The 20,152-nt window shown below is 45.1% G+C and carries 16 protein-coding genes and 1 tRNA gene; 8 read left to right on the top strand and 9 right to left on the bottom strand.

Translation table 11 applies throughout. From position 1 onward, the window contains the following. Positions 1 to 32 precede the first annotated feature (32 nt). Positions 33 to 1,028 carry a 2-hydroxyacid dehydrogenase gene (locus tag ACTTJ8_RS06145; RefSeq protein WP_442715833.1) on the bottom strand — a complete coding sequence of 332 codons (996 nt, stop codon included), beginning with the start codon at positions 1,026 to 1,028 and terminating at the stop codon, positions 33 to 35. Between the two features lie 421 nt (positions 1,029 to 1,449). On the opposite strand from ACTTJ8_RS06145, the gene ACTTJ8_RS06150 reads away from it, so the two are divergent. The 3 genes from ACTTJ8_RS06150 (at position 1,450) to ACTTJ8_RS06160 (ending at position 4,981) form a co-directional block, all read left to right on the top strand. Beyond that, on the top strand, positions 1,450 to 3,276 hold the full coding sequence (locus ACTTJ8_RS06150; RefSeq protein WP_442720631.1) for a phosphotransferase: 1,827 nt from the start codon (positions 1,450 to 1,452) through the stop codon (positions 3,274 to 3,276). Continuing rightward, entirely contained in the window at positions 3,257 to 4,804 is a 1,548-nt protein-coding gene (locus tag ACTTJ8_RS06155; protein ID WP_442720632.1) for a BCCT family transporter, read from the top strand. The genes ACTTJ8_RS06150 and ACTTJ8_RS06155 overlap by 20 nt, the downstream gene beginning before the upstream one ends. A gap of 104 nt (positions 4,805 to 4,908) precedes the next feature. Further along, positions 4,909 to 4,981: transfer RNA gene (locus ACTTJ8_RS06160), tRNA-Met, on the top strand. Positions 4,982 to 5,431: 450 nt separating this feature from the next. Here ACTTJ8_RS06160 and ACTTJ8_RS06165 read toward each other — a convergent pair. The 6 genes from ACTTJ8_RS06165 to ACTTJ8_RS06190 form a co-directional block, all read right to left on the bottom strand. Then, positions 5,432 to 7,426 carry a tetratricopeptide repeat protein gene (locus ACTTJ8_RS06165; protein ID WP_442720633.1) on the bottom strand — a complete coding sequence of 665 codons (1,995 nt, stop codon included), beginning with the start codon at positions 7,424 to 7,426 and terminating at the stop codon, positions 5,432 to 5,434. A 68-nt stretch (positions 7,427 to 7,494) separates the two neighbouring features. Continuing rightward, on the bottom strand, positions 7,495 to 8,265 hold the full coding sequence (locus ACTTJ8_RS06170; protein WP_442720634.1) for a hemolysin family protein: 771 nt from the start codon (positions 8,263 to 8,265) through the stop codon (positions 7,495 to 7,497). A 2-nt stretch (positions 8,266 to 8,267) separates the two neighbouring features. Continuing rightward, complete coding sequence (ybeY, locus tag ACTTJ8_RS06175; protein ID WP_442715828.1) at positions 8,268 to 8,729, bottom strand: rRNA maturation RNase YbeY; 462 nt, start codon at positions 8,727 to 8,729, stop codon at positions 8,268 to 8,270. A gap of 6 nt (positions 8,730 to 8,735) precedes the next feature. Further along, entirely contained in the window at positions 8,736 to 11,192 is a 2,457-nt protein-coding gene (locus tag ACTTJ8_RS06180; protein ID WP_442720635.1) for an HD family phosphohydrolase, read from the bottom strand. After that, complete coding sequence (locus ACTTJ8_RS06185) at positions 11,182 to 12,132, bottom strand: PhoH family protein (protein WP_442720636.1); 951 nt, start codon at positions 12,130 to 12,132, stop codon at positions 11,182 to 11,184. Before ACTTJ8_RS06185 ends, ACTTJ8_RS06180 begins: the two co-directional genes overlap by 11 nt. 154 nt (positions 12,133 to 12,286) lie before the next feature. Further along, the gene (locus ACTTJ8_RS06190) at positions 12,287 to 12,775 is read right to left on the bottom strand and encodes a ferritin (protein ID WP_442715826.1); all 489 of its coding nucleotides are present in this window, start codon (positions 12,773 to 12,775) and stop codon (positions 12,287 to 12,289) included. Between the two features lie 246 nt (positions 12,776 to 13,021). Here ACTTJ8_RS06190 and pyrH point away from each other — a divergent pair, with 246 nt between their 5' ends. Both pyrH and ACTTJ8_RS06200 read left to right on the top strand, forming a co-directional pair. Next, positions 13,022 to 13,705, top strand: coding sequence for a UMP kinase (gene pyrH / locus ACTTJ8_RS06195; protein WP_442715825.1), 684 nt, complete (start codon positions 13,022 to 13,024; stop codon positions 13,703 to 13,705). A gap of 5 nt (positions 13,706 to 13,710) precedes the next feature. Next, complete coding sequence (locus tag ACTTJ8_RS06200; RefSeq protein WP_442720637.1) at positions 13,711 to 14,241, top strand: J domain-containing protein; 531 nt, start codon at positions 13,711 to 13,713, stop codon at positions 14,239 to 14,241. Between the two features lie 6 nt (positions 14,242 to 14,247). On the opposite strand, the gene infA is transcribed toward ACTTJ8_RS06200, so the two are convergent. Then, a complete protein-coding gene (gene infA, locus ACTTJ8_RS06205) occupies positions 14,248 to 14,466 on the bottom strand; it encodes a translation initiation factor IF-1 (RefSeq protein WP_442715823.1) in 219 nt (72 codons plus the stop codon). Between the two features lie 102 nt (positions 14,467 to 14,568). On the opposite strand from infA, the gene ACTTJ8_RS06210 reads away from it, so the two are divergent. The 3 genes from ACTTJ8_RS06210 to ACTTJ8_RS06220 all read left to right on the top strand — a co-directional run bounded on the left by ACTTJ8_RS06210 (position 14,569) and on the right by ACTTJ8_RS06220 (position 17,691). Next, entirely contained in the window at positions 14,569 to 14,922 is a 354-nt protein-coding gene (locus tag ACTTJ8_RS06210; protein WP_442715822.1) for a TraR/DksA family transcriptional regulator, read from the top strand. A gap of 139 nt (positions 14,923 to 15,061) precedes the next feature. Then, positions 15,062 to 15,658, top strand: a complete 597-nt coding sequence (locus ACTTJ8_RS06215) for a DJ-1/PfpI family protein (protein ID WP_442720638.1) — start codon at positions 15,062 to 15,064, stop codon at positions 15,656 to 15,658. A gap of 8 nt (positions 15,659 to 15,666) precedes the next feature. After that, positions 15,667 to 17,691 (top strand): hypothetical protein, encoded by a 2,025-nt coding sequence (locus ACTTJ8_RS06220; RefSeq protein ID WP_442720639.1) that lies wholly within the window; start codon positions 15,667 to 15,669, stop codon positions 17,689 to 17,691. A gap of 129 nt (positions 17,692 to 17,820) precedes the next feature. Here the strand turns inward: ACTTJ8_RS06220 and ACTTJ8_RS06225 are convergent, their stop codons facing one another. Further along, the gene (locus tag ACTTJ8_RS06225; protein WP_442720640.1) at positions 17,821 to 19,914 is read right to left on the bottom strand and encodes a methyl-accepting chemotaxis protein; all 2,094 of its coding nucleotides are present in this window, start codon (positions 19,912 to 19,914) and stop codon (positions 17,821 to 17,823) included. Between the last annotated feature and the right edge of the window lie 238 nt (positions 19,915 to 20,152).

Here is a 20,152-nt window from a genome sequence, read left to right on the forward strand (position 1 = left end):
AACAGGTCTTTCACAAACGCTCGAATTGCAAATTATTGAATTTTGTTTTTGCAATCGCCCGTATCAAGATACTCTTTGAGATTATCAAATGTAGTTTCGATCATGTTCAATGCAGCTTCATCGGTATAAGACCCGACATGCGGCGTAAGAATCACTTTCGGATACATGTTGACAAGTTTTTCAAATGCAGGAACCGGCAGTTTTTCACCCTTAAAATCTTTGAAGAAAATTGCAACTTCATTATCCAGCGTATCAATACCGGCACCGTATATCTTGCCGCTTTCCAATGCTTCAACAAGAGCATCAGTATCAACAAGCTCGCCTCTTCCAGTATTAATGAGGATAACATTATCCTTCATCTTTGCAATCGCCTCTTTTGTAATAATCTTACCGTTTTCTTTAATGTAAGGAGCATGCAGTGTGATAATATCGGCTTTTGCCAGCACTTCATCCATCGGCATCTGAGTTACAATATCTTCCACCCCTGTTTTAGGGAAAATATCAAAACCGATAACATTCGCCCCCAAGCCTTTGAACAGCTTAGCAGCAGTCATACCAATTCTTCCCAAGCCGAGAACACCGACTGTACAATTCCGGATTTCCCGCGAGAACATCTGCTTGTCAACGATAAAGTTCTTATCTTTTGTTTTATTCCCAGTATAAGTAACATTCCGCAGCAGTGTCATAGCAAGCGTCAATGCCAATTCCGCAATCGCATTCGGCGAATAGAACGGAACATAAGCTGTTTTAAAGCCGAGTTCTTTCGCATACGGTATATCGATATGGTTGACACCAACAGTCCGGGTCATTACATACTTTACACCCAGCTCCTTATAGATATCCAGCCGTTCTTTTGTCGCAAAGCAGTTTCCGCGCAGTACAACAACCTCATGCCCGGCAGCCTTCCTCGCCGTTGCTTCATCCGTCAGATATTCAGGAATTAAGGTCATGTCATACCCAAACTTTTTGTTCACTGCTTCAAAGATGGGAATCTCTACATCACGCACGCCGTAGAAAATAATTTTCATTACAGTGCCTCCTTGCATTAAATCAGCTGACGCAGCCATTTTACAGCAAAATGTACTTAATTGCAGCATATAACAGCTTTTACATATCACAAACAGCACCTTTTGAACTGCACCAGCACATTAATAATTCTACTATGCCTCTATCAGATTGTCAAGAAAATAATTTACAGCTTTAGTTTTTCTACAAAGCTCATGCGGGAAGTTCCGTTTTGGAACGGATTACCTTAAAATACGATGTTCTAAATCCTACTCGTTGTGCGATTTAGACCCCGTCGGTCTGTTCGGCAATGCAGTTATCGAACAGGTTTTATGATTATTACGCCTTTGCCAGCAATATACTACAGATAATATACAATTCTGTTCACTTTTTCATTATTTTCTCATTGACAGTGAACAGAAAGCAAAATATACTTTATCTAATATGAAAAGACGATACTTTCAGATTATCGAGTTGATGAAAAAAAATCCGGCTATTACGCAGCGGGATATTGCGAGTACATTAAAAATATCGCTCGCGTATGTCAATCAAATTCTTTTTTCTATGGAACAGGACGGTTTTCTTAAAACAAACGGATTACCCGCCATCGGCAAAAGAGTTTTAACAATTAAAGCCCATACCGAATACGATTCATGTAAGGTTGACAATGCCATTATCATGGCTGCCGGTTTCGGCTCGCGGTTTATTCCGCTCACGTATGCAACACCTAAGGGGCTGCTGGAAGTGTTCGGTGAGCGGATGATCGAACGCCAGATCAAGCAGCTGCAAGAAGCCGGTATTACCGATATTACCGTTGTCGTCGGCTATCTGAAAGATACCTTTGAATACCTCATCGATAAATATAATGTAAAACTTGTATATAATCCCGATTTTGAAACGAAAAACAATCTTTCAACGCTGTATCACGTCCGCGACAAGCTGAAAAACACCTATATCTTATCCAGTGACAACTGGCTGCGGAAAAATATGTATCACGCACATGAGTACGATTCATGGTATTCATCGGTAAAAGTAAATGAAAAAACCAAGGAATGGGTACTGCAGCTCGGTTTACATGATAAAATAATGAAGGTGAAGGTGGGCGGCTGGAATGCATGGGTGATGTATGGACCGGTCTATTTTTCCCGTGCTTTCTCTGATGCCATCCGCCCGATGATTGAAGAGGCCTATCACCGTGATGACACCGACGAGTGGTACTGGGAAGATGTATTGAGCCGTCATTTAAATACGCTGACGATGTTCGCAAATAAACAGCCCGCCAATCAGGTGTATGAATTTGAATCGTTGGAAGAACTGCGCCAATTCGACACCTCATACATGATTTCCACACAAAATAAATGGATGGAACTCATCTCCCGCGTATTTGGGAAACCTGAAATGCAGATTAGAAATTTACGTCCGTTGCGGCTCGGAATGACCAATAAATCCTTCATTTTTGAGCTGAACAACAACAAATACATTTTCCGTATTCCGGGCACCGGTACGGAAGTTCTTATCAACCGGAAACAGGAATATGCAGTGTATAAAGCGATTGAGCCGCTCGGTATATCTGATAAGATTGTCTATTTTGATCAAACAACCGGTGTAAAAATTACTCAGTTTGAAGAAAATATGCGAGTAGTCGATCCGCACAATCCCGATGATCTGGATGCCTGTATGTGGATAGCCCGCAAATTGCATACTTCCGGTATTACGGTACGGCACCATTTCAATTTTAGAGAGCGGATTGGTTTTTATGAACAGCAGGCGGAAGCAAAGCACGGTATTCTGTTTTACGACTATGCCGAAGTTCGGGAAAAAATGAACGCCTTGCTGGATTTACTTGACACGCTTGAAAAACCGGAAGCGCTTACCCACATTGATTTAATCTGCGATAATTTTATTATCAGCGACGGTGATGTTAAATTGATTGACTGGGAATACGCTGCCATGTGCGATCCGTTGGCTGATCTTGCAATGTTTTCCATCTACTCCTATTTTTCCGAAGCTCAAATCAATGATCTTATGCACCGCTACTTCCGCCGTGATCCGGAACCTGAAGAAAAGCTGCGCGTCTTTATCTATGTTGCGCTTGCAGGATTCTTATGGGCGTTGTGGACATGCTATAAACAAGCGCTGGGAGAAAGTTTCGGCGAATACGGATTGAAGATGTACCGGTATGCAAAAGATTATTATAAACAAATTATGCAGATGACGGGGTTTACAGATGAACGGACGCAAGAGTCAAACGATGAACAATCGGAATCATAATACAAGCAGACACGGTTCCGGAGAAATCGACTGGGTTATTACGCTTTTGCCGCTCGGCATTGTAACCGGCATTGCGGCATTGCTGCTTACCTTTCCGCAACAATCAATGCAGACGATTGATATATTATGGAATATTTTTGTCAATCAGCTCGGCTTTTTCTATATACTCCTCGGTTTCGGAGTAGTGTGTACCGCGTTTTATCTTGCTTTTTCAAAATACGGTTCGATACGCTTAAGCTCCCTTGATAAGCCGCGTTACAGCAATTTTGCATGGGGTTCAATGATTTTTACCTCTACGATGGCAGCCGATATTTTATACTGGTCGCTTATCGAGTGGGGATATTACTACACTGCCTCTCCATTCGGAAAACATCTACTTACAGCAGCCGAAAAACAAGACTGGGCGGCAGCATATCCGCTGTTCCACTGGGGCATTACCCCGTGGAGTTTTCATATCGTATGCGCTGTGGCATTCGGTTATATGCTCCATGTACGGCAGCGGAAAAAGCAAAAACTGTCCGAAGCATGCCGCCCTCTTTTCGGTAATAAAATCGACGGCGTACTCGGCACTGTTATCGACGTGTTTTCGGTTGTGGGGCTTTTAGCGGGCACCGCGACGACATTTTCGCTTGCAACGCCGCTGCTGTCGCTGGCGATTTCCACCATTTCAGGAATACCGGAATCAAGGGAGCTGACCTTGGTTGTACTCTGCATTATTGCGGCGGTATATACCTCGGCGGTGCTGCTGGGAATAAAAGGCATTTCCCATCTGGCAAAAATTGCCGTTGTGTGTTTTTCCAGCCTCATTGTGTTTATATTTTTGCTCAGCCCCAAGCTCTATATTATCGAAACGAGTATAACCGGAATCGGGAAAATGCTGCAAAACTTTATCCCGCTTTCCACGTGGATGGATCCCCTACGGATTTCGGGCGCAGACGGCGCAGGATTCCCGCAGCAGTGGACGATTTTTTATTGGGCTTATTGGATTGCGTGGTTTGTCGCAACGCCGTTTTTTATCGGCACAATCTCGGAAGGGCGGACGGTACGGAATACCGTACTGGGCGGACTTATGTGCGGCATTGCGGGAACCTATTGTTCGTTTATCGTACTGGGAAACTACGGGCTTTATTTGGAAACGCATGGATTGTTACCGGCAGCCGAGCGGCTTGCAGAGGGTATCGCTCCTGCCGAGATTATTTTAAGCATTTTGGAAACGCTGCCGCTTGCAAAAGTCGGACTGGTGCTGCTCATCATCACAATGATCGCTCTTTATGCGAGTACTTTTGACGCGATTACGATGGTTATCGCATCTTATTCGCAGCGGCAGCTTGAAAGCAGCGAGCCTAAAAAAAGCCTGCGGGCATTTTGGTCGGTTGTTTTTATCTTACTGCCGGCAGCGCTCATCCTTACCGGCAGCAATCTGAATCAGCTGCAAAGCCTATCGGTCATCGCAGCCTTTCCGCTCGGCATCATTATGATCTGCATTATCGTCAGTTTTTTTAAAGATGTGAGAAACAGCCGACGATAACCGGTTCAGCATTAAAACGATGAAGAACCTCATGCGGAATCTCTGCGATTTTCAAAAAAGATATTGACAAATCTGCCGATTTCAGATATTATCAGTTTCTATATGGCGGTATAGCTCAGTTGGCAGAGCAAACGGCTCATATCCGTTAGGTCATAGGTTCAAGCCCTATTGCCGCTACTAAAAGGACATCTTATACGGATGTCCTTTTTTATATCCTCTGCGTTGTACTGAATGACAGGCAACTTTAAGCTCTCTATACATCACACAGTTCCACTAATTTTCAATTCAAGCTCGATAATCAACAGTCTGCGGCGAAACAATTTAAACATGCAAAGCTGCAGTCTACCAGCTGTTATGATATCCATGCATGCTACAGTCCTCTATGATAGAAATACAATCGAGAGGATTCCTCCCCAGTGCTAAAACATAAGGAGGAATTTTTGCGGCACAGCAAAACCTGTTCGGAAACTTATGTTTCTGAGCAGGTTATCTTGAAATGCGATTTAGAACTCACCAGTCTGTCTCAAAACACAGTCATCAAACAGACCGAACATAGTACATTTGCAATGAACTACCGTTTGTTTAGTTTTGTGTATTCCGGAGCCTGTCTATTTACGCTAACCGGCTCTAGTGGATGCTCCGCAATAGAGAGAGCAGTTGAGACATTTGCTGTCCGCGCCGGTCGGCTCCGTCAACGGTCTTTTCTGTTTTATTGCCGATTTTCTGCGGATCACTGTAAATGAGGACGGCGAGGTCGCCTTTTGTCATTTTGTCGTAATAGCCTTTGCGTGTGAGGGTTCCTTCGGTCAGGTCCTCGGCAATGCGTCCGATGGTGAAGGTTCCCAGCACATCTTTTTCGTTGTATAACAGACCGATGCCTTCATTCGCAATGGTTACCGTGCCATTTTTCACAATTTCGATGGTGTAGTCGGTAAAGTCGCAATCTCCTGAGCCTATGTCGATCACTGCTTCCGCTTGAGACCGTCCTGCAATGCTGCCGATAACAGGCATTGCCTGCCCGAACATATCGGTAATCCGGCGGACGGCATTGCTGAAGCGGTCATTGCCGGAGCGGTATACCGTTAAGGTTTCAGCCTTTGATCCTGTGCGTCCGACATACAGATCAAGGGTAATCTGGATATCCCGCTCATTTTCCCGAAGGCTGACAATGCCGAAATAATCATTCCCTGCGGTACGCGCCTTTCGAAATGCCTCCATATATGAGCTGGGGGTGTCAAGATTGGCTGAAATGGCAAAGCGCCGGTTGTAGGACAGAATATCGTTGATGAGTGCCGAGGTCAGTTTTTCCGCCTCAGGGTGAAACACATTGGCGGCATTAACCTGATAAAAAAGCCCTATGGAAAGGTGCGCCTTGTTCAAATACAGCGGATCAATCTTCCAGCGGTTCCGTACCGAATGGTCAAGCATCTTACTGTATGCCTCTACCGTGTCGTTGATGCGTGCGGTGCTTTTTTCGATAGATTGAATAAACTCCAGCTGCTGAATAGCACGTTCGTAGAAGCCCTGCCGCATCAAAATATTCGAGTATGCTTGCCGGCTATCTGTATCATAAGGATAAACCTTGAGTGCTCGGCGGTATTCGTATAGCGCTTGATCGGTCATATTGCGGTTCAAAAACGAATCGCCTTTGGTTTGATGCGCTTTAGCAAGAGATTTCCGCTGTGCATCTTCAAAATCGAATGTCTGCACTGCAATATCTTCAAGCAGTGTCCGCATCAGCTCATTTTCAGAGTCAACAGACAGTCCTGTTTGTGCCGCTTCAAACGCTTGAGTGTTATCCTTTAGCTTCATCAAGCACAGCGCTTTAAGGTACCACGCATCGGCACGCTTACGGTCGCTTGCAATCCGCAAATCCGCTACGGTGATTGCCTCCCGGTACCGTCCGGAGCTGTACAGCAGCGAGCACAGGAGGGCGCGGGCTTGATCATACTCTTCGTTGATGGTCAGCGCGGCGCGGATCCGTCCTTCAGCCTCGCTCAACTTACCCGCGAGTGCTGCGAGGTAGCCTGCAAAGTAATGCACTTGCGCATTATCTCCGTGATATTGCAAGGCTCGGCTGACATAGCTCTCCGCTGCCTTTGTATTGCCTGTTTCGTGGCTCAGCAGGGCAAGAGAGAGGAGCGCCTTGCGGTTTTCACTTTGGCGGCGGAGCGCTGCCGTATACAGTTCGGAGGCATTGGTGAGCCGTCCTCCCGTTACTTCTATTTCTGCCATACCGAAGCGGGCATCAAGGTTATTCGGATAACGGTTCAGTATACCGGAAAAGATTTTCTGCGCGTCTTCCAGTTTACCGATACCGATTAAAATAAACGCATAGAGATTTTCTATATCGACATCCTGCGGAGCATAGCGCCGAGCCTTCTCCGCATAGACAATCGCTTGATCGTATTCTCCCAATGCGTAAAAACATTCGGCTAATCCTTGATACACCGCATTGTAGGCTGGGTTTTCCTTGAGCGCCTGCTGATATAATTCAACTGCGCCGTACCAGTTTTCATGGTATTGCAGCTCTTTTCCTGCTTCAAAAAGCTTAATCGGCGATGCTGCAAGCGGCAGCAAACTACACAGAAGAAAAGCAATAACAAACATATTTTTACGCATAATAAGCATCCCTTTTATCAATCGGGGCTGTCCAAACAGTAACCGCGTTTTGAAACATCCCCATGCGTTTACCGGTCTTCGTCCTTAACCGATGCAATTTTTACCGTATTGATTTTGTGCCCATCCATATCTTGAATGATAAAATCAAAGTTTTTCCACCGTACTTTTTCGTACCGCACAGGGATTTTCCCGAATAAATCGAATACAAATCCCCCCAGCGTTTCAAATTCATCGGAGGGCAGCTCAGTGTGGAGACATTCTGCCAGATCGTCCATATCAACACGGGCATCGCAAAGCCACAGCCCATCGCCGATGGAGGAAATATCTTCGCCTTCATTGTCAAATTCATCTTGGATGTCCCCGACAATTTCTTCAATAATATCTTCCATACAGACGATTCCGGAAATTCCTCCGTATTCGTCTACCGCAATGGCGATATGCACATGGCGGCGCTTAAATTCCCGCAACAGTCCGTCGATCCGCTTCGATTCAGGCACAAAAAACGGCTTTCTGATGATTTTTTCTAAATTGACCGGCTCTTTTTTTGCGAATGAATTGATCAAATCCTTCACATACAGTACTCCGACCACATTGTCGATCGACTCCGCATAGACAGGGAACCGGGAATGTCCGCTTTCGGCAACCCGCTTTAACAGTTCTTCCGCTTCCATATCAATCGGAATAAAATCAACATCGATCCGCGGAATCATGACTTCTTTTACTGCCGTATCGGAGAGGTCAACCACACCCCGGATCATATCTTCTTTTTCTTCGTTGAGCCCCTCCTGTAAAATTTCGGAAACAGCCCGCTTCTTTTTGAGTTTATCAAATATCCCCATACTTATTCCTGATAAATAATGGCATCGGTATACGAACCGAGTATTTTTTCTTGTAATTGCAGCATCGGCTGCTGAGGATCGTTATCGCTGTGATCCATCCCGCTGAGGTGCAAAATGCCGTGCACTAACAGCCGTTTGAGTTCTTCATTCATCGTTACATTAAAATTTTCGGCATTTGAGCGCAAACTATCGAGGCTAATTACAATATCGCCCGCATTAAAACGCAGACTTCCATCCTCATCGTCGTATTCATCGCCCTGTTCAAACGAAAGTACATCCGTCGCAGAATCAATATGCCGATAGGTTTTATTGAGTTCGTGGATAAATGCATCGTTACAAAATACAACCGATAAATCCCAGTTAGAATGCTCCAATTGTGCGAGAACAGTGTGCAAAAAAGGTTCAACCGCAGTTCCCCATTTCGGTTCGGGAATATCCTGCCAGGCAACCCCAATCGTATTCATAGTATCTTATCCGTCCTTTTTTCTATTTCCATCAGGTGAATCTTTTTCTACAGATTGCTCGGTTGTTGTAATGCCGAGGTCTATCTGCAGGTAGTTTTTTACTTCGGGAGAAATCCCTTTTACTGCCGGTGTCCCCTGCTGCACAGCCTTTTTCTCTGTCTCTTTTTCCGGCGCAGCAGTATTTTCCTGCTCCGGTGTTTTTTCCTCACCGGTTTTTTCCGCAGGTTTCTTTTCGTCAGGGTCTTTCTGGTTTGGATATTTAATGCGGGAGTGGTAATATCCGGCAAGGGTTGTTACAAAAGACTCTTTGATAATGTGCAGCTCTCTCAAGGTGAGATCACAGTAATCGAGCTGTCCCGCTTCCATCTTACCCTGCACCAACTTTGCGATAAACTTTTCCAGCCGCGGTACGGAAGGATGATCCAAGGTGCGGCATGCTGCTTCGCTCACGTCAGCAAGCATAACAACGGCTGCTTCTTTTGTGCGCGGCGGCTGTCCGGGATAGGAAAAATCCGCGGGGCTGACGTTGGAATCCAGCTCTTTTGCCTTTGCGTAAAAATACTGCACCAATGAGTTACCGTGATGCTGCCCGATAATATCGATTACCTCCCGCGGCAGCCGCATACTTTCTGCCTTTTCTATTCCAAGTTTTACATGACTGCGGATAATAGCAGCCGAAAGCCGCGGATTTAAGTCCAAATGCTTGTTATACGAGGTTTGATTTTCTACAAAGTATTCGCTGTTCGGCATCTTCCCAATGTCATGGTAATACGCACCGACTCGCGCTAACAGCGCGTCTGCCCCGATTTCGCGGCAGGCTGCTTCCGCCAATGTTGCAACCATAATCGTATGGTTGTAGGTACCTGATGCCGTTAAAAGGAGCTGCTTCATCGTCGGTGAATTGAGGTCGGAAAGCTCCATAAGGCGGAAGCAGGTCGGCGTGTTGAGCCGGTCTTCCAAGATGGGCAGGAAGCCTAGCACGAAGATACCGCTGATAAAGCCGTTTACCACCGAGCCGAACAGCACAAAGATAAAATCGCTGTATGAATTCGGAAAAACAGAGAACAGCACGGCGGCAATAACCGGATGGATGAGTGCAAGCTGGCACGAAGTTTTAATCAAATCCATGCGCCGCCCGGTAAGATTGGTTAAAGAAACCGCTGCTAACCCGGAAAAAAGAGCAAACAACGCCGGCTCAAGCTTAAACCCCGTTGCAGTGAGTACAACCGGCATAACGAGAAATTCCAGCCGTATTGCTATTTTTGCAGAAACAAGCGTTGTAACCAGCATTGCAGTAAGGGCTGCGGGAAGGAAGGGAATAATATCCATCGGACGCACAAAAAAAGCCGACTGTCCGGTAAAAAGTACTGCAAGATATACTGTGAGCGAAATAAGCAGTAAAAAGATTTTTTGGCTTTCTTTTAAGCGGATTGAAATGGCCTGATGCGAAAAAATAAAGACACCGATGGCATAAATACAAAATATAAACGCCGCAAGTCCTAAAAACTTGCTGATATCTAAATACGTGCCTGCTTCGGTGTACGCTTGCAGCTGGCGGTAATTTTCCGCAGTAACAATAAAACCCCGTTTAATAATTTTTTGATTTTTCTGGATAGTAACGGTAACGGGCTGGAGCTGTTTAATGAGTTCCTGCACCCTCATCTCTGTTTCTTTCGCATCATAGATGATTGTCGGCTGTAAAAACGGTTGAATTAACGCCTGAATGGTTTCCGCATGAAACGGGATGCTTGCTGTTTCCACTGCATTTTTAATATATTGCCCAAGATTTTCTGCTTTGATTACTGCACTAACTTGCACATTGGTGTACTCACGATTGTTTCCATGCTGTGCTAACAGGGTAATTTCCGTTTTGCTGAGCTGTTCAATCCCTTTTTCAGGAAATTCGGCAATACCGATAGCCAGTAGTTGCTTCAAAACAGTTTGCGCAGCAGCAAGCAGCGCATTGATATCTTCTGTTTTTTCTAAATCTTTGAGCAATGTCAGCTCAAAAAAGCCCGGATACTGATCTTGAATTTGTGCCTCAAAAGAAGCGGTATCTCCGGCATTGTGCAGCAGCAGGGCAGCTGATACGAACTCATCGTATTTTTTTAGTATGGTGGAGACAAGCCCGGTGTCCTGCCGGAAAATAGGCGCAATGGTTTGTAAACGTGCTGCCCTCCGTATTTCGGTTGCTTGCTGATCCGTATAAGAAATATCCCTGCTTGCAATAACATCACGTTCTGCCACCTTGCCGACAGCAAAGTCTTCTAACTCAAGATAGGCAAGTCCGCCGCGGTCGAGCGTAGTAACCAGCAGAGCTGCAATCACAATAAAAAAGCTCACGATAAAGAGGCTGAAAAAAATTTTTTCAGCACAGAAGCTGTCTTTTAACCTTGTAAAAAAGGCTTTTAAGGGGGGTATAAGAATCGATTTAAGAGAGTGAAAACTTGTCTTACCTTTCATACGCATTGATGATTTTCTGCACCAGAGAATGCCGGACAACCTCATTTGCAGAAAATTCGATAACTCCAATTCCTTCTATAGTACTGATTAAAGAGACCGCATGGGTGAGTCCCGATTCTGATTTGCCCCGTATATCCGATTGGGAGGGGTCTCCGGTGATAATGAGTTTTGAACCTTCTCCCATTCTGGTAAGGAACATCTTCATCTGTTCCTTTGTGGTATTTTGCGCTTCATCTAAAATAACGGCAGCGTTATGCAGCGTTCTACCGCGCATATAAGCAAGCGGAGCTACTTCAATGATATTAGATTCTTCCATACTACGCAACACATCCGCCGGAAGAAGGGTCTCCATAATGTCAAAAAGCGGACGAAGGTAGGGATTTATCTTCTGCACCAGATCGCCGGGGAGAAAACCAAGGCTTTCTCCCGCTTCTACAACCGGGCGGGTTAAAATAAGTTTGCGCACGGTATGCGAAAGCAGCAATTTCAAAGCAAGCGCCACGGCAATGTAGGTTTTCCCTGTTCCGGCAGGACCGAGTCCGAAAGTTATATCGTTTTTATAGATGGACTCTATGAGTGCAGCTTGCTTTCTATTTTTAGGATAGACTGATTTTATACCGCGGGGGATATGAATACACTGCGGCACAAATGCCCGCTGCTGCGTAGCTGCTGGCTGTGATGGATTGGCAGAAAGACAGGCAGAGATAAAATCAGCTGAGCTGGCGGAAGTAATATCCGGGCTTGCCAGCAGCGTGTCCATGAGTTTTTGGAACTTTTTACACACTGTTTGATCGGAGCTTAGTACGGTTACCTCGTTCCCCCTGCAAATAACAGGAACGCCAAGATAATTTTCAAAAAGGGGTAAATTCTCATCGTTTGAGCCACATAACGAGGATAAAACCGCGTGATCTTCTAGTACGATTGTATATGAGGTATCCAAAAACACTCCTTGTGTATCATACCGCCGTAAGTGTAAAAGCCGAATCTTTGTTATCAATTCGGCTTTTCTTGCCTGCTGAAGCTATGATGAATCCCTAGAACTTACATTTTTCGAGGTGCGCTGTGCAAGGTTGTAACGGCGGATTTATTTTGAACTATTCGCGCTTTCCCAACTCGCTGTCAAGGAGAAGTAAGCCTGCGTTATTTTCGATATATTTGAACTTATCGAGTATATCGCGGTCATTTTCTTCTTCTTCCACCTGCTCTTTAATAAACCACTGGAGGAAGAGCTGAGTTTTGTAGTCCTTCTCTGCAAGAGCAAGCTCATAGAGGCTATTGATCGAAGCGGTTACAAATTGTTCATGCTTGAGCACATCTTGAATAATTTCAACCGGCTTTTTTTCGTAATGGGTAGGGACTTCTTTGATCGCCTTTAAAACCGGGGTTCCATCTACAGAGAACAAATAGTCGTAGATTTTCATCGCGTGCTCTTGTTCTTCTTTTGCTTGCACCCTCATCCATCCGGCAAAGCCTTTCAGACCTTCGGATTCAAAATGTACAGCCATGCCGAGATACAGATATGCCGAATACAGTTCTTTATTGATTTGGTCGTTTAAAGCCTCTTCGAGTTTCTTATTAAACATAATAACGCTCCTTTTGCCCAGTATTAGAATTATGAGAGATAACCGGACATGATGAGGCTAAGTCTACAATGAAGATTGCAGAGAGTCAAGATAAGCTCGCTTTTTTGACATGCCTGGAATCCCTACCGTTGCGCTTGATTTTCTCATATTTATACCGTATATTAGACCTGTTCAATAATTGTGTTGCCGAACAGGTTTATTCTCTGTAAAACGAATTCACGCATTCCATCAGAAGGAGCGGTTAAAATGATACAAGTATTATCAGTAGGCGGGTCGATTGTAGTTCCTCAACAGCCAAATGAGTCCTTTTTGCGGGATTTTTCTGCCCGTATACGCAAGTGGCTGAGCGTTTCAAAAGAAAGAAAGCTTATTATGGTTGTCGGAGGAGGCGGTCCGGCACGGATGTACCAAACGGCATATAAAAATATTGCCGGCAGCACTTCAAATGATGAAGCAGATTGGATCGGAATTATGGCAACCCGGCTTAATGCACAGCTCTTAAAAGCAGTTTTTTCGGATATCTGCCCAAATCCGGTAGTCTATGATCCCACGGCACCGGCGGACTTTGCAGGGCAGGTTTTAATAGCAGCGGGATGGAAGCCCGGATTTTCTACCGATAACGATGCCGTTCTCTTAGCGGAACGGTTTTCTGCAAAGCAAGTGGTAAATCTGTCCAACATCGAAAAAGTATATACCGACGATCCTAAAAAAAATCCTGATGCAAAACCGATTGATTCTATTTCATGGGACGGCTTTATCCAAATGGTTGGAACCGAATGGGTACCGGGTAAGAATGTTCCATTTGACCCTGTAGCCAGTCTCCGGGCGCAAAAAGCAGGAATCCGGGTAATATGCGCAGGGGGTACCGATCTGGATAATCTTGACTGCATCTTGAACGGTCTCCCCTTTAAGGGCACTACAATAGGATAATATGCATGAATTATTACGAAACTCTCGGGGTAAATAAAACAGCTACCGAAGAAGAAATAAAAAAAGCATACCGAGCAAAAGCGCTGCAATACCATCCTGACAAAAACCAAGGTAATGCAGCAGCAGAGGAAATGTTTAAAAAAATCAACGAAGCGTATTCCGTATTGTCTGATCCGGTGAAGCGGGCTCAGTATGATGCAGGCGGCACATTTAGTCAGCAATACCAGCCCTACACTCAGCAAAACCCCTTCACCTACCGGAACGCTGCCGGCAGCACTGATGAAGATGACCAGATGTTCGGTACACGCTATACGTGGACATTCTACGAAACACCTCCACAGGAGCCGGAGTCCGAACCGCTTTCACGTAAAAAAGGTATTGGTGCATTGATTACAGGGCTTTTATACTTCTGGTTCGGACTATTAAGTTTCCGTGCGCTCTTCGGTCTATTCGGTTTAATTATCGGTATTCCGCTTCTTGTCCGCGGTGTTAGAAACCTCAAGCTGGCATTCGCTTCATTTTTTAAAAGCAGTTAGTACCCTTTAACGTTCGCGGAAGATAATTCTCCCTCTGTTTAAATCATAGGGAGAAAGCGCGACTTTCACGCTGTCTCCGGGAACAATACGGATATAATGCTTGCGCATTTTTCCTGATAAATGGGCTAAAATCACATGCCCGTTTTTTAACTCAACCCGAAACATCGTATTCGGCAGAGATTCTTTTACAATACCCTCAACTTCTATTGCTTCTTCTTTTGCCACAATTCCTCCAAAAAGAACATACTTGCTTTTTTTGCAAATTCATGGGTATAATTGTAAGAACTATTTCTTAATTTGTCAACTAATAAGAGGAGTTGTAAAAATATGGAAGAATTTTATCAGCAGATGAAAACATTGCTGCAAGAAAGTCGTGCCGAGATCGTCAAAACATTTGTCGCAAACAATGAAAGCTTCAAACAGCTCATTGAATCGGTCGATCCGAAAGACTTCGGTGATATTGCCTCGGAAGATACCGACCGGAAAATGCTGGAAAATATGAGCGAAAAAGACAGTAAACGGCTGCAGATGATCGACTCGGCTCTTGCCCGGCTTGAACAGGGCAAATACGGTAAATGCCTTAAATGCGGCAAAAAAATACCGGAAGCCCGGCTTACAGCCATTCCCTATGCTGCCATGTGTATTGAATGCCAGAGCGAAATCGAGCGGAGGAAACGATAAACAAATACAAATCGGGAACCTTTAAAACCATCAAGCCTATCGGCTTGTTCTGTAAGGCAATGATTTATCATATCCGCTAAATCGGGTTGCAAATCAGGTTTTTAGAGGTTTTCCTGAGATTCCTATACGAGGAGAAAAAATGCAGAAAGTTTTTTTATTTATTGCCGACGGGTTTGAAGAAGTCGAAGCCGTTACACCGATTGACTATTTACGCCGCTGCGGAGCAGACCTTACCCTCGTGGGAGTCGGTTCAACGGTTATCCGCTCCGCGCGTTCTCTTACGCTCACCTGCGATTGCAGCCTCGAAAGCCTCTGTACTGCTTCTTTAGGCAGCGCTGAAGAAACGGCGGAACTGGAACAGCTGGCTGCAAAGACTGCCTTGGTCATATTACCAGGAGGACTCCCCAATAGCCGCACCTTAGCCGGAAGTGAACGCTTGCACTCTTTCGTTACTGCTGTTGTACGGTGCGGAGGCTTGGCTGCGGCGATTTGTGCAGCTCCGGCACTTGTGCTGGGCGGATGGGGACTGCTCACCAATAAGCAGTTTACCTGCTATCCGGGGATGGGCGAAGACCTCCCGACACCTCCTATTAAAGGAACAAGAGTGATAAGAGATGGACAGTTTATCACCGCCTGCGGTGCAGGAGCTGCCGAAGAATTCAGTTTTGCCCTTATCAATGCGCTGTATGGAGATCAAAAAACAGCCGAAATTAAGGCATCAATTGTAGCACGGTAGCAGGTACGATGGATATAGACGAATACACCAGCTGGAAAGAAGCATTACTCCGGCTCCCAAGCAAAACTTTTTTCGATTTAATGCGCTTATACCTCGGCGAAATAAAAACGCCGTTTAATAAGCAGCGGCTTGTCGAAAAACTAACCGGTTTTTTATCCAAACCCGGCACACAAGCTATTATCGTAAAAAGCCTTGACCGGATCGATAGTATGATCTTAACGGCAGTCCATATCCTCCACATAGCAAGCAAGGATACTTTAATTTCATTCCTTTCTGCCGAATCCGCTATACCGGCGCGGCTTATCAATTTGGAAGAGCGGCTGCTGCTCTATCGAACGGATTATGTATCTCACAGCATGGCAACGGTTAAAGTTTACCGTATTAATCCGCTCTTATACAAAGCAATTGCCCCTCAGCTGGATTCTGCAGCACTATTTAGACCGGAATATACCAGTCAGGCGCAAACAGACATAACACTCTGCGACGACATGGTATTGATAGGCTTGTACACATTTTTTTTAAAAGAGCCGGCAGTATTAAAAAGCGGCGGTGCATTCAAACAAAAAATAGAAAAACAACTGACGACAGTATTCCAAGAAGCTGCCTCTGAACCGCGAGGCTTTGAACTGCTTGCAGAAGGTTTGCAGAATCTCGGATTATTGCTGCGGAATGAAACACAGCTTATCCCGCAGAAGGAACGTTGGGAGACTTTCTGTAACTATGCGCCTCCTGACAGGAAACTCTACATTGCTGCAGCAGTATGCGGACATACACGCCGGGAAACACTCCAGTTAAGAGCACAATTTTTTGCGGACTTTTTGAATGCGCTGCAGCCTGAAGGATGCTATACCGATGAGACGCTCCTGCGTTTTTTTGATTTTCTCCTAAAAAAGCAGCTCTTTGAATCCGGCAGAGATTCACCGCTGTTTCCCGGTATGCAGAGTAGCGAAGCTCAGCTGACCCTCATCAATTATCTGAAAGTACTCAGATTCCTCCTGCCGGCAGAACAGTGTTGGCAGGTGAATACCGGTTACGCATCCCGTGAAACCGCAGCACAGCCTGTGATTGCAGCGCCTTCCTTCGAGGTTACCGTACTGCCGTATACGGCTATTGACAGCATATTGCCGATACTCAGTTGTATGGAGCCGGTATCGGTCCTGACGACAGCCCGCTTTTCCATAACCAGAGCAGCTTGTATGCGCTGCTTTGCGCAGGGAGAAACGGATAAAACACTCACCGATGTGCTGGCAGCGGCTACCGGCGGGACACTCCCGCAGAACATTGCCGTCAGCATTACCGAATGGTACTTACAGTCAACAGCTATCGGACTCTATCACGGCTTTGTGATGGTTGCGGCAGAAGAAAAACGGCAGCTTTTTAAGAAAAACCAGCAATTACAGCGTATGGTTGCACGGGAATTAGCTGACGGTGTATATCTTATGAAGCCGGTAGAGTTTGAATCTATCCGCACTATCCTGCATACGGCAGGCTTAAATGCTACGTTTTATCACACTACCGCACATACCCGGTACACCGCTGTCCCCCTTGCACCGCTTACACAGCATGAGTCTTTCCTCAATGATTTACCGGCATGTACCGGCGAACAGCAGCCTTTTAAGCAAGAAAGAGAATACCGCGAGTACATCAAAGTATTGGAAACTATTGCAGATACCCTGCCGATGAGCCGGGACGAAAAGCAAAATATAAAAGAAAAAATTGCAAAAAAATTGATTATCATACCGGAACAGCTCGCAGAGGTACCGCCGGGAACCGAAGTGCGCGAAGCCGGCGGACTTGATTTTCTCGGTAAGATACACCTCGCAGAATCCGCTATCACCGCACAGCAGCTGCTCGAACTCACCCTCGATACCGCAGCGGGGCAGCGGGTGATAACAGGGAGTCCTCTTACCATCGAAAAGGCAGAAAACGATGCCCTCTTACTAATACGTGAAACAGGGAAAACAGCTCCTGAAAAAATCTCTATTGCCCGTATTTTAAAAATGCGGGCATTGCAGGATTCTCTTTTTTCGTAAGATACACGTATTTTCGGGGGTAATCGCTCACAACGCAGCATACCCCCTCCACAAGACGCTTTATCCGTGCGGCAGACTTACCCCGACATTTTTTGAGCCGCGGCTCTTGACTGCCTGCAGGAGCAAACATTACACCTTGAATTTTTTTACTTCATTGGCAAGGTTTTGTATGCTCTGCTTATTTTGCTGAGTAATGTTATGAACTTCCTGCACTGTGTTACTAATCTGCAATGCACCGGAAGCCATTTCATTCATACTGTCAGTAATAATACGGGTAAGGTTATCCAACTTCCGCATTTCTGCCGCAACTCCTTCACCGCCTTTCAGCATTTCCTCCGATCCTGCCTGTACTTCCGTTGTGATCATATTGATATTTTTTATCGCAGATAGTACTTCTTTACTGCCGGACTCCTGTTCCCGCATCGATTCAGTGAGCCGGTTACTCATTTCCTTGACCTGTTCAGCAAGATTGAAAATAACATTGAATTTTTCCTCCACCGTTTTAGAAGCAGAAGACAGGGTTTCAATTTCACCGGATAAGGTTTTCAGCGTAGTAGTAATCGTCTTTCCCTGTACGGAAGATTCTTCGGCAAGTTTGCGGATTTCGTCGGCAACAACTGCAAATCCTTTCCCCGCTTCTCCTGCATGAGCCGCCTCGATTGCAGCATTCATTGCTAAAAGGTTCGTTTGAGACGCAATATGCTGAATAACACTTGATGCCTCCATTAATGAGCCGGATTCTTCCGCAATTTTATTCGTTACCGTATTTGATATTCCAAGCGTTGCTTTACCATCCCCTGTCGCCACCGTAAGACTCCCGATAACCTCATCGGTTTTGCCAAGTGTTTGACCGATAGAAGCGATATTTGCAACCATCTGCTCCACTGACGAAGAAGATTGCGCCACACTTGCCGCTTGCGTTTCAATACTCGAATTAAGCTGCTTAATGGTGCGGACAATTTCTTCGATGGTTGCTGCCGTTTCGGAAACACTTGCAGCCTGGCTCTGTGCCTGCTGCTTAACGCCATCGATGTTTGCACTAATTTGATGCACTGCGCTTGCAGTTTCAGTCATATTGGAGGCAAGCTCCGTACCGACTGACTCCATTGCGGTACTATTGTTTCCAACAACTCGTATCAATTTGGCGATTTTTGCAATTGTGTCGTTAAAATACTCGGACATGTCGGTAATTTCATCATTACCGGTAACAGGAAGTCTCACTGTGAGATCACCTTCACCCTGTGCAATATTCCGCAAAGCATCTACCGTACCTTGAATCGGTTTCGTAACCGCACGGACAACTAGATAGATAGTTATCACAGCAGACAGCAATATAAATACACCGATAATAATCATTGACCTGCGCAACGACCGTACAATACCCATAAATTCTGCGACCGGTGCGGATATAATAACATTCCACCCGGTTGTATTCATAACTGCATACGAACCGATTTTGCTAATACCTCTAAACTCATAAAAACCGATCGAAGATTCATGTGTATCCAAAGCTATTTTCTCAAAAGCAGCGGTTGAACGCAAACTGCTGTCCGTTTTTGAGTTCTCAACCATATTTACTTTTTGCGCTACCAAAGTAAAATCTCTATGCGCTATAATAGTTCCCGTAAGCCCCAATACATAACAGTAACCGGTCTTACCAACAGTAATAGCACTGATATCTTTTGAAAGAACATCCGCTGCTACACTTGCAACCAAAACGCTCACAACATTGTGATTATCATCATAGATAGGAACCGAAAATGCAAATACAAATGTACCATCGGTACGGGATACAATAGGTTCCGCAACAAAACGCTTACCTTGTGCAGCTACACGGAAATAGTTCCGATCTGAAACATCGATAAGTTTTCCCTCACTTGTGTGCCGGATACCCTGCATATCACATAAATCCATCCGGTGAATTCTATCATTGAAGGCAGCTTCTTTTGCTAAATACGCGGCTTTCTGCTCATATGAAACAGAAGAATCCCGTAGTATCGGTGTACGGGCAATCCCCTCAAATAATTGCCAAAAGGCAGTAACTTGACCATCAAGAATACCGGCAGTATCGGCAGCCTTATCGACAAGGTGATCGGAAATTTTTTCAGTTACCGCCAACCGTGCCGTATATACCGCAAGTACTATCTCTATAAGAGACGCTGCAGCAACTAACAAACCGAAAATAACCATCAGTTTATAACGAAGTAAAAAACGCTTTTTCATACTATATCTCCTTTGTGTAGGGAGCTTTTTTTCTTTTTTTTTCGATAAAAAGAAAAATGACGACTAAAGGGCATCCTCGTTGGAAACCCAAGAACAAAAACTATCGTAGTGGATAGCAATGCTACCCGAAAGGCGAGGAATACTATGAAGAATTGATCTCTTTTAAAAGGAATGCAAGGCTGCAGACAAACTTGCTATGGTTTGACAATGCAAGAAAGCGTATGCGCCATATATTGCA

Origin of the sequence: Treponema sp., assembly GCF_052169735.1 — a bacterium.
Taxonomy (GTDB): domain Bacteria; phylum Spirochaetota; class Spirochaetia; order Treponematales; family Treponemataceae; genus Treponema.

Bases quoted from the DNA above. Each gene is read 5' to 3' on its own strand.
- ACTTJ8_RS06145 (WP_442715833.1), bottom strand. From the start codon at position 1,028: ATGAAAATTATTTTCTACGGCGTGCGTGATGTAGAGATTCCCATCTTT.
- ACTTJ8_RS06150 (WP_442720631.1), top strand. From the start codon at position 1,450: ATGAAAAGACGATACTTTCAGATTATCGAGTTGATGAAAAAAAATCCG.
- ACTTJ8_RS06155 (WP_442720632.1), top strand. From the start codon at position 3,257: ATGAACAATCGGAATCATAATACAAGCAGACACGGTTCCGGAGAAATC.
- ACTTJ8_RS06165 (WP_442720633.1), bottom strand. From the start codon at position 7,426: ATGCGTAAAAATATGTTTGTTATTGCTTTTCTTCTGTGTAGTTTGCTG.
- ACTTJ8_RS06170 (WP_442720634.1), bottom strand. From the start codon at position 8,265: ATGGGGATATTTGATAAACTCAAAAAGAAGCGGGCTGTTTCCGAAATT.
- ybeY (WP_442715828.1), bottom strand. From the start codon at position 8,729: ATGAATACGATTGGGGTTGCCTGGCAGGATATTCCCGAACCGAAATGG.
- ACTTJ8_RS06180 (WP_442720635.1), bottom strand. From the start codon at position 11,192: ATGAAAGGTAAGACAAGTTTTCACTCTCTTAAATCGATTCTTATACCC.
- ACTTJ8_RS06190 (WP_442715826.1), bottom strand. From the start codon at position 12,775: ATGTTTAATAAGAAACTCGAAGAGGCTTTAAACGACCAAATCAATAAA.
- pyrH (WP_442715825.1), top strand. From the start codon at position 13,022: ATGATACAAGTATTATCAGTAGGCGGGTCGATTGTAGTTCCTCAACAG.
- ACTTJ8_RS06200 (WP_442720637.1), top strand. From the start codon at position 13,711: ATGAATTATTACGAAACTCTCGGGGTAAATAAAACAGCTACCGAAGAA.
- ACTTJ8_RS06210 (WP_442715822.1), top strand. From the start codon at position 14,569: ATGGAAGAATTTTATCAGCAGATGAAAACATTGCTGCAAGAAAGTCGT.
- ACTTJ8_RS06215 (WP_442720638.1), top strand. From the start codon at position 15,062: ATGCAGAAAGTTTTTTTATTTATTGCCGACGGGTTTGAAGAAGTCGAA.
- ACTTJ8_RS06220 (WP_442720639.1), top strand. From the start codon at position 15,667: ATGGATATAGACGAATACACCAGCTGGAAAGAAGCATTACTCCGGCTC.
- ACTTJ8_RS06225 (WP_442720640.1), bottom strand. From the start codon at position 19,914: ATGAAAAAGCGTTTTTTACTTCGTTATAAACTGATGGTTATTTTCGGT.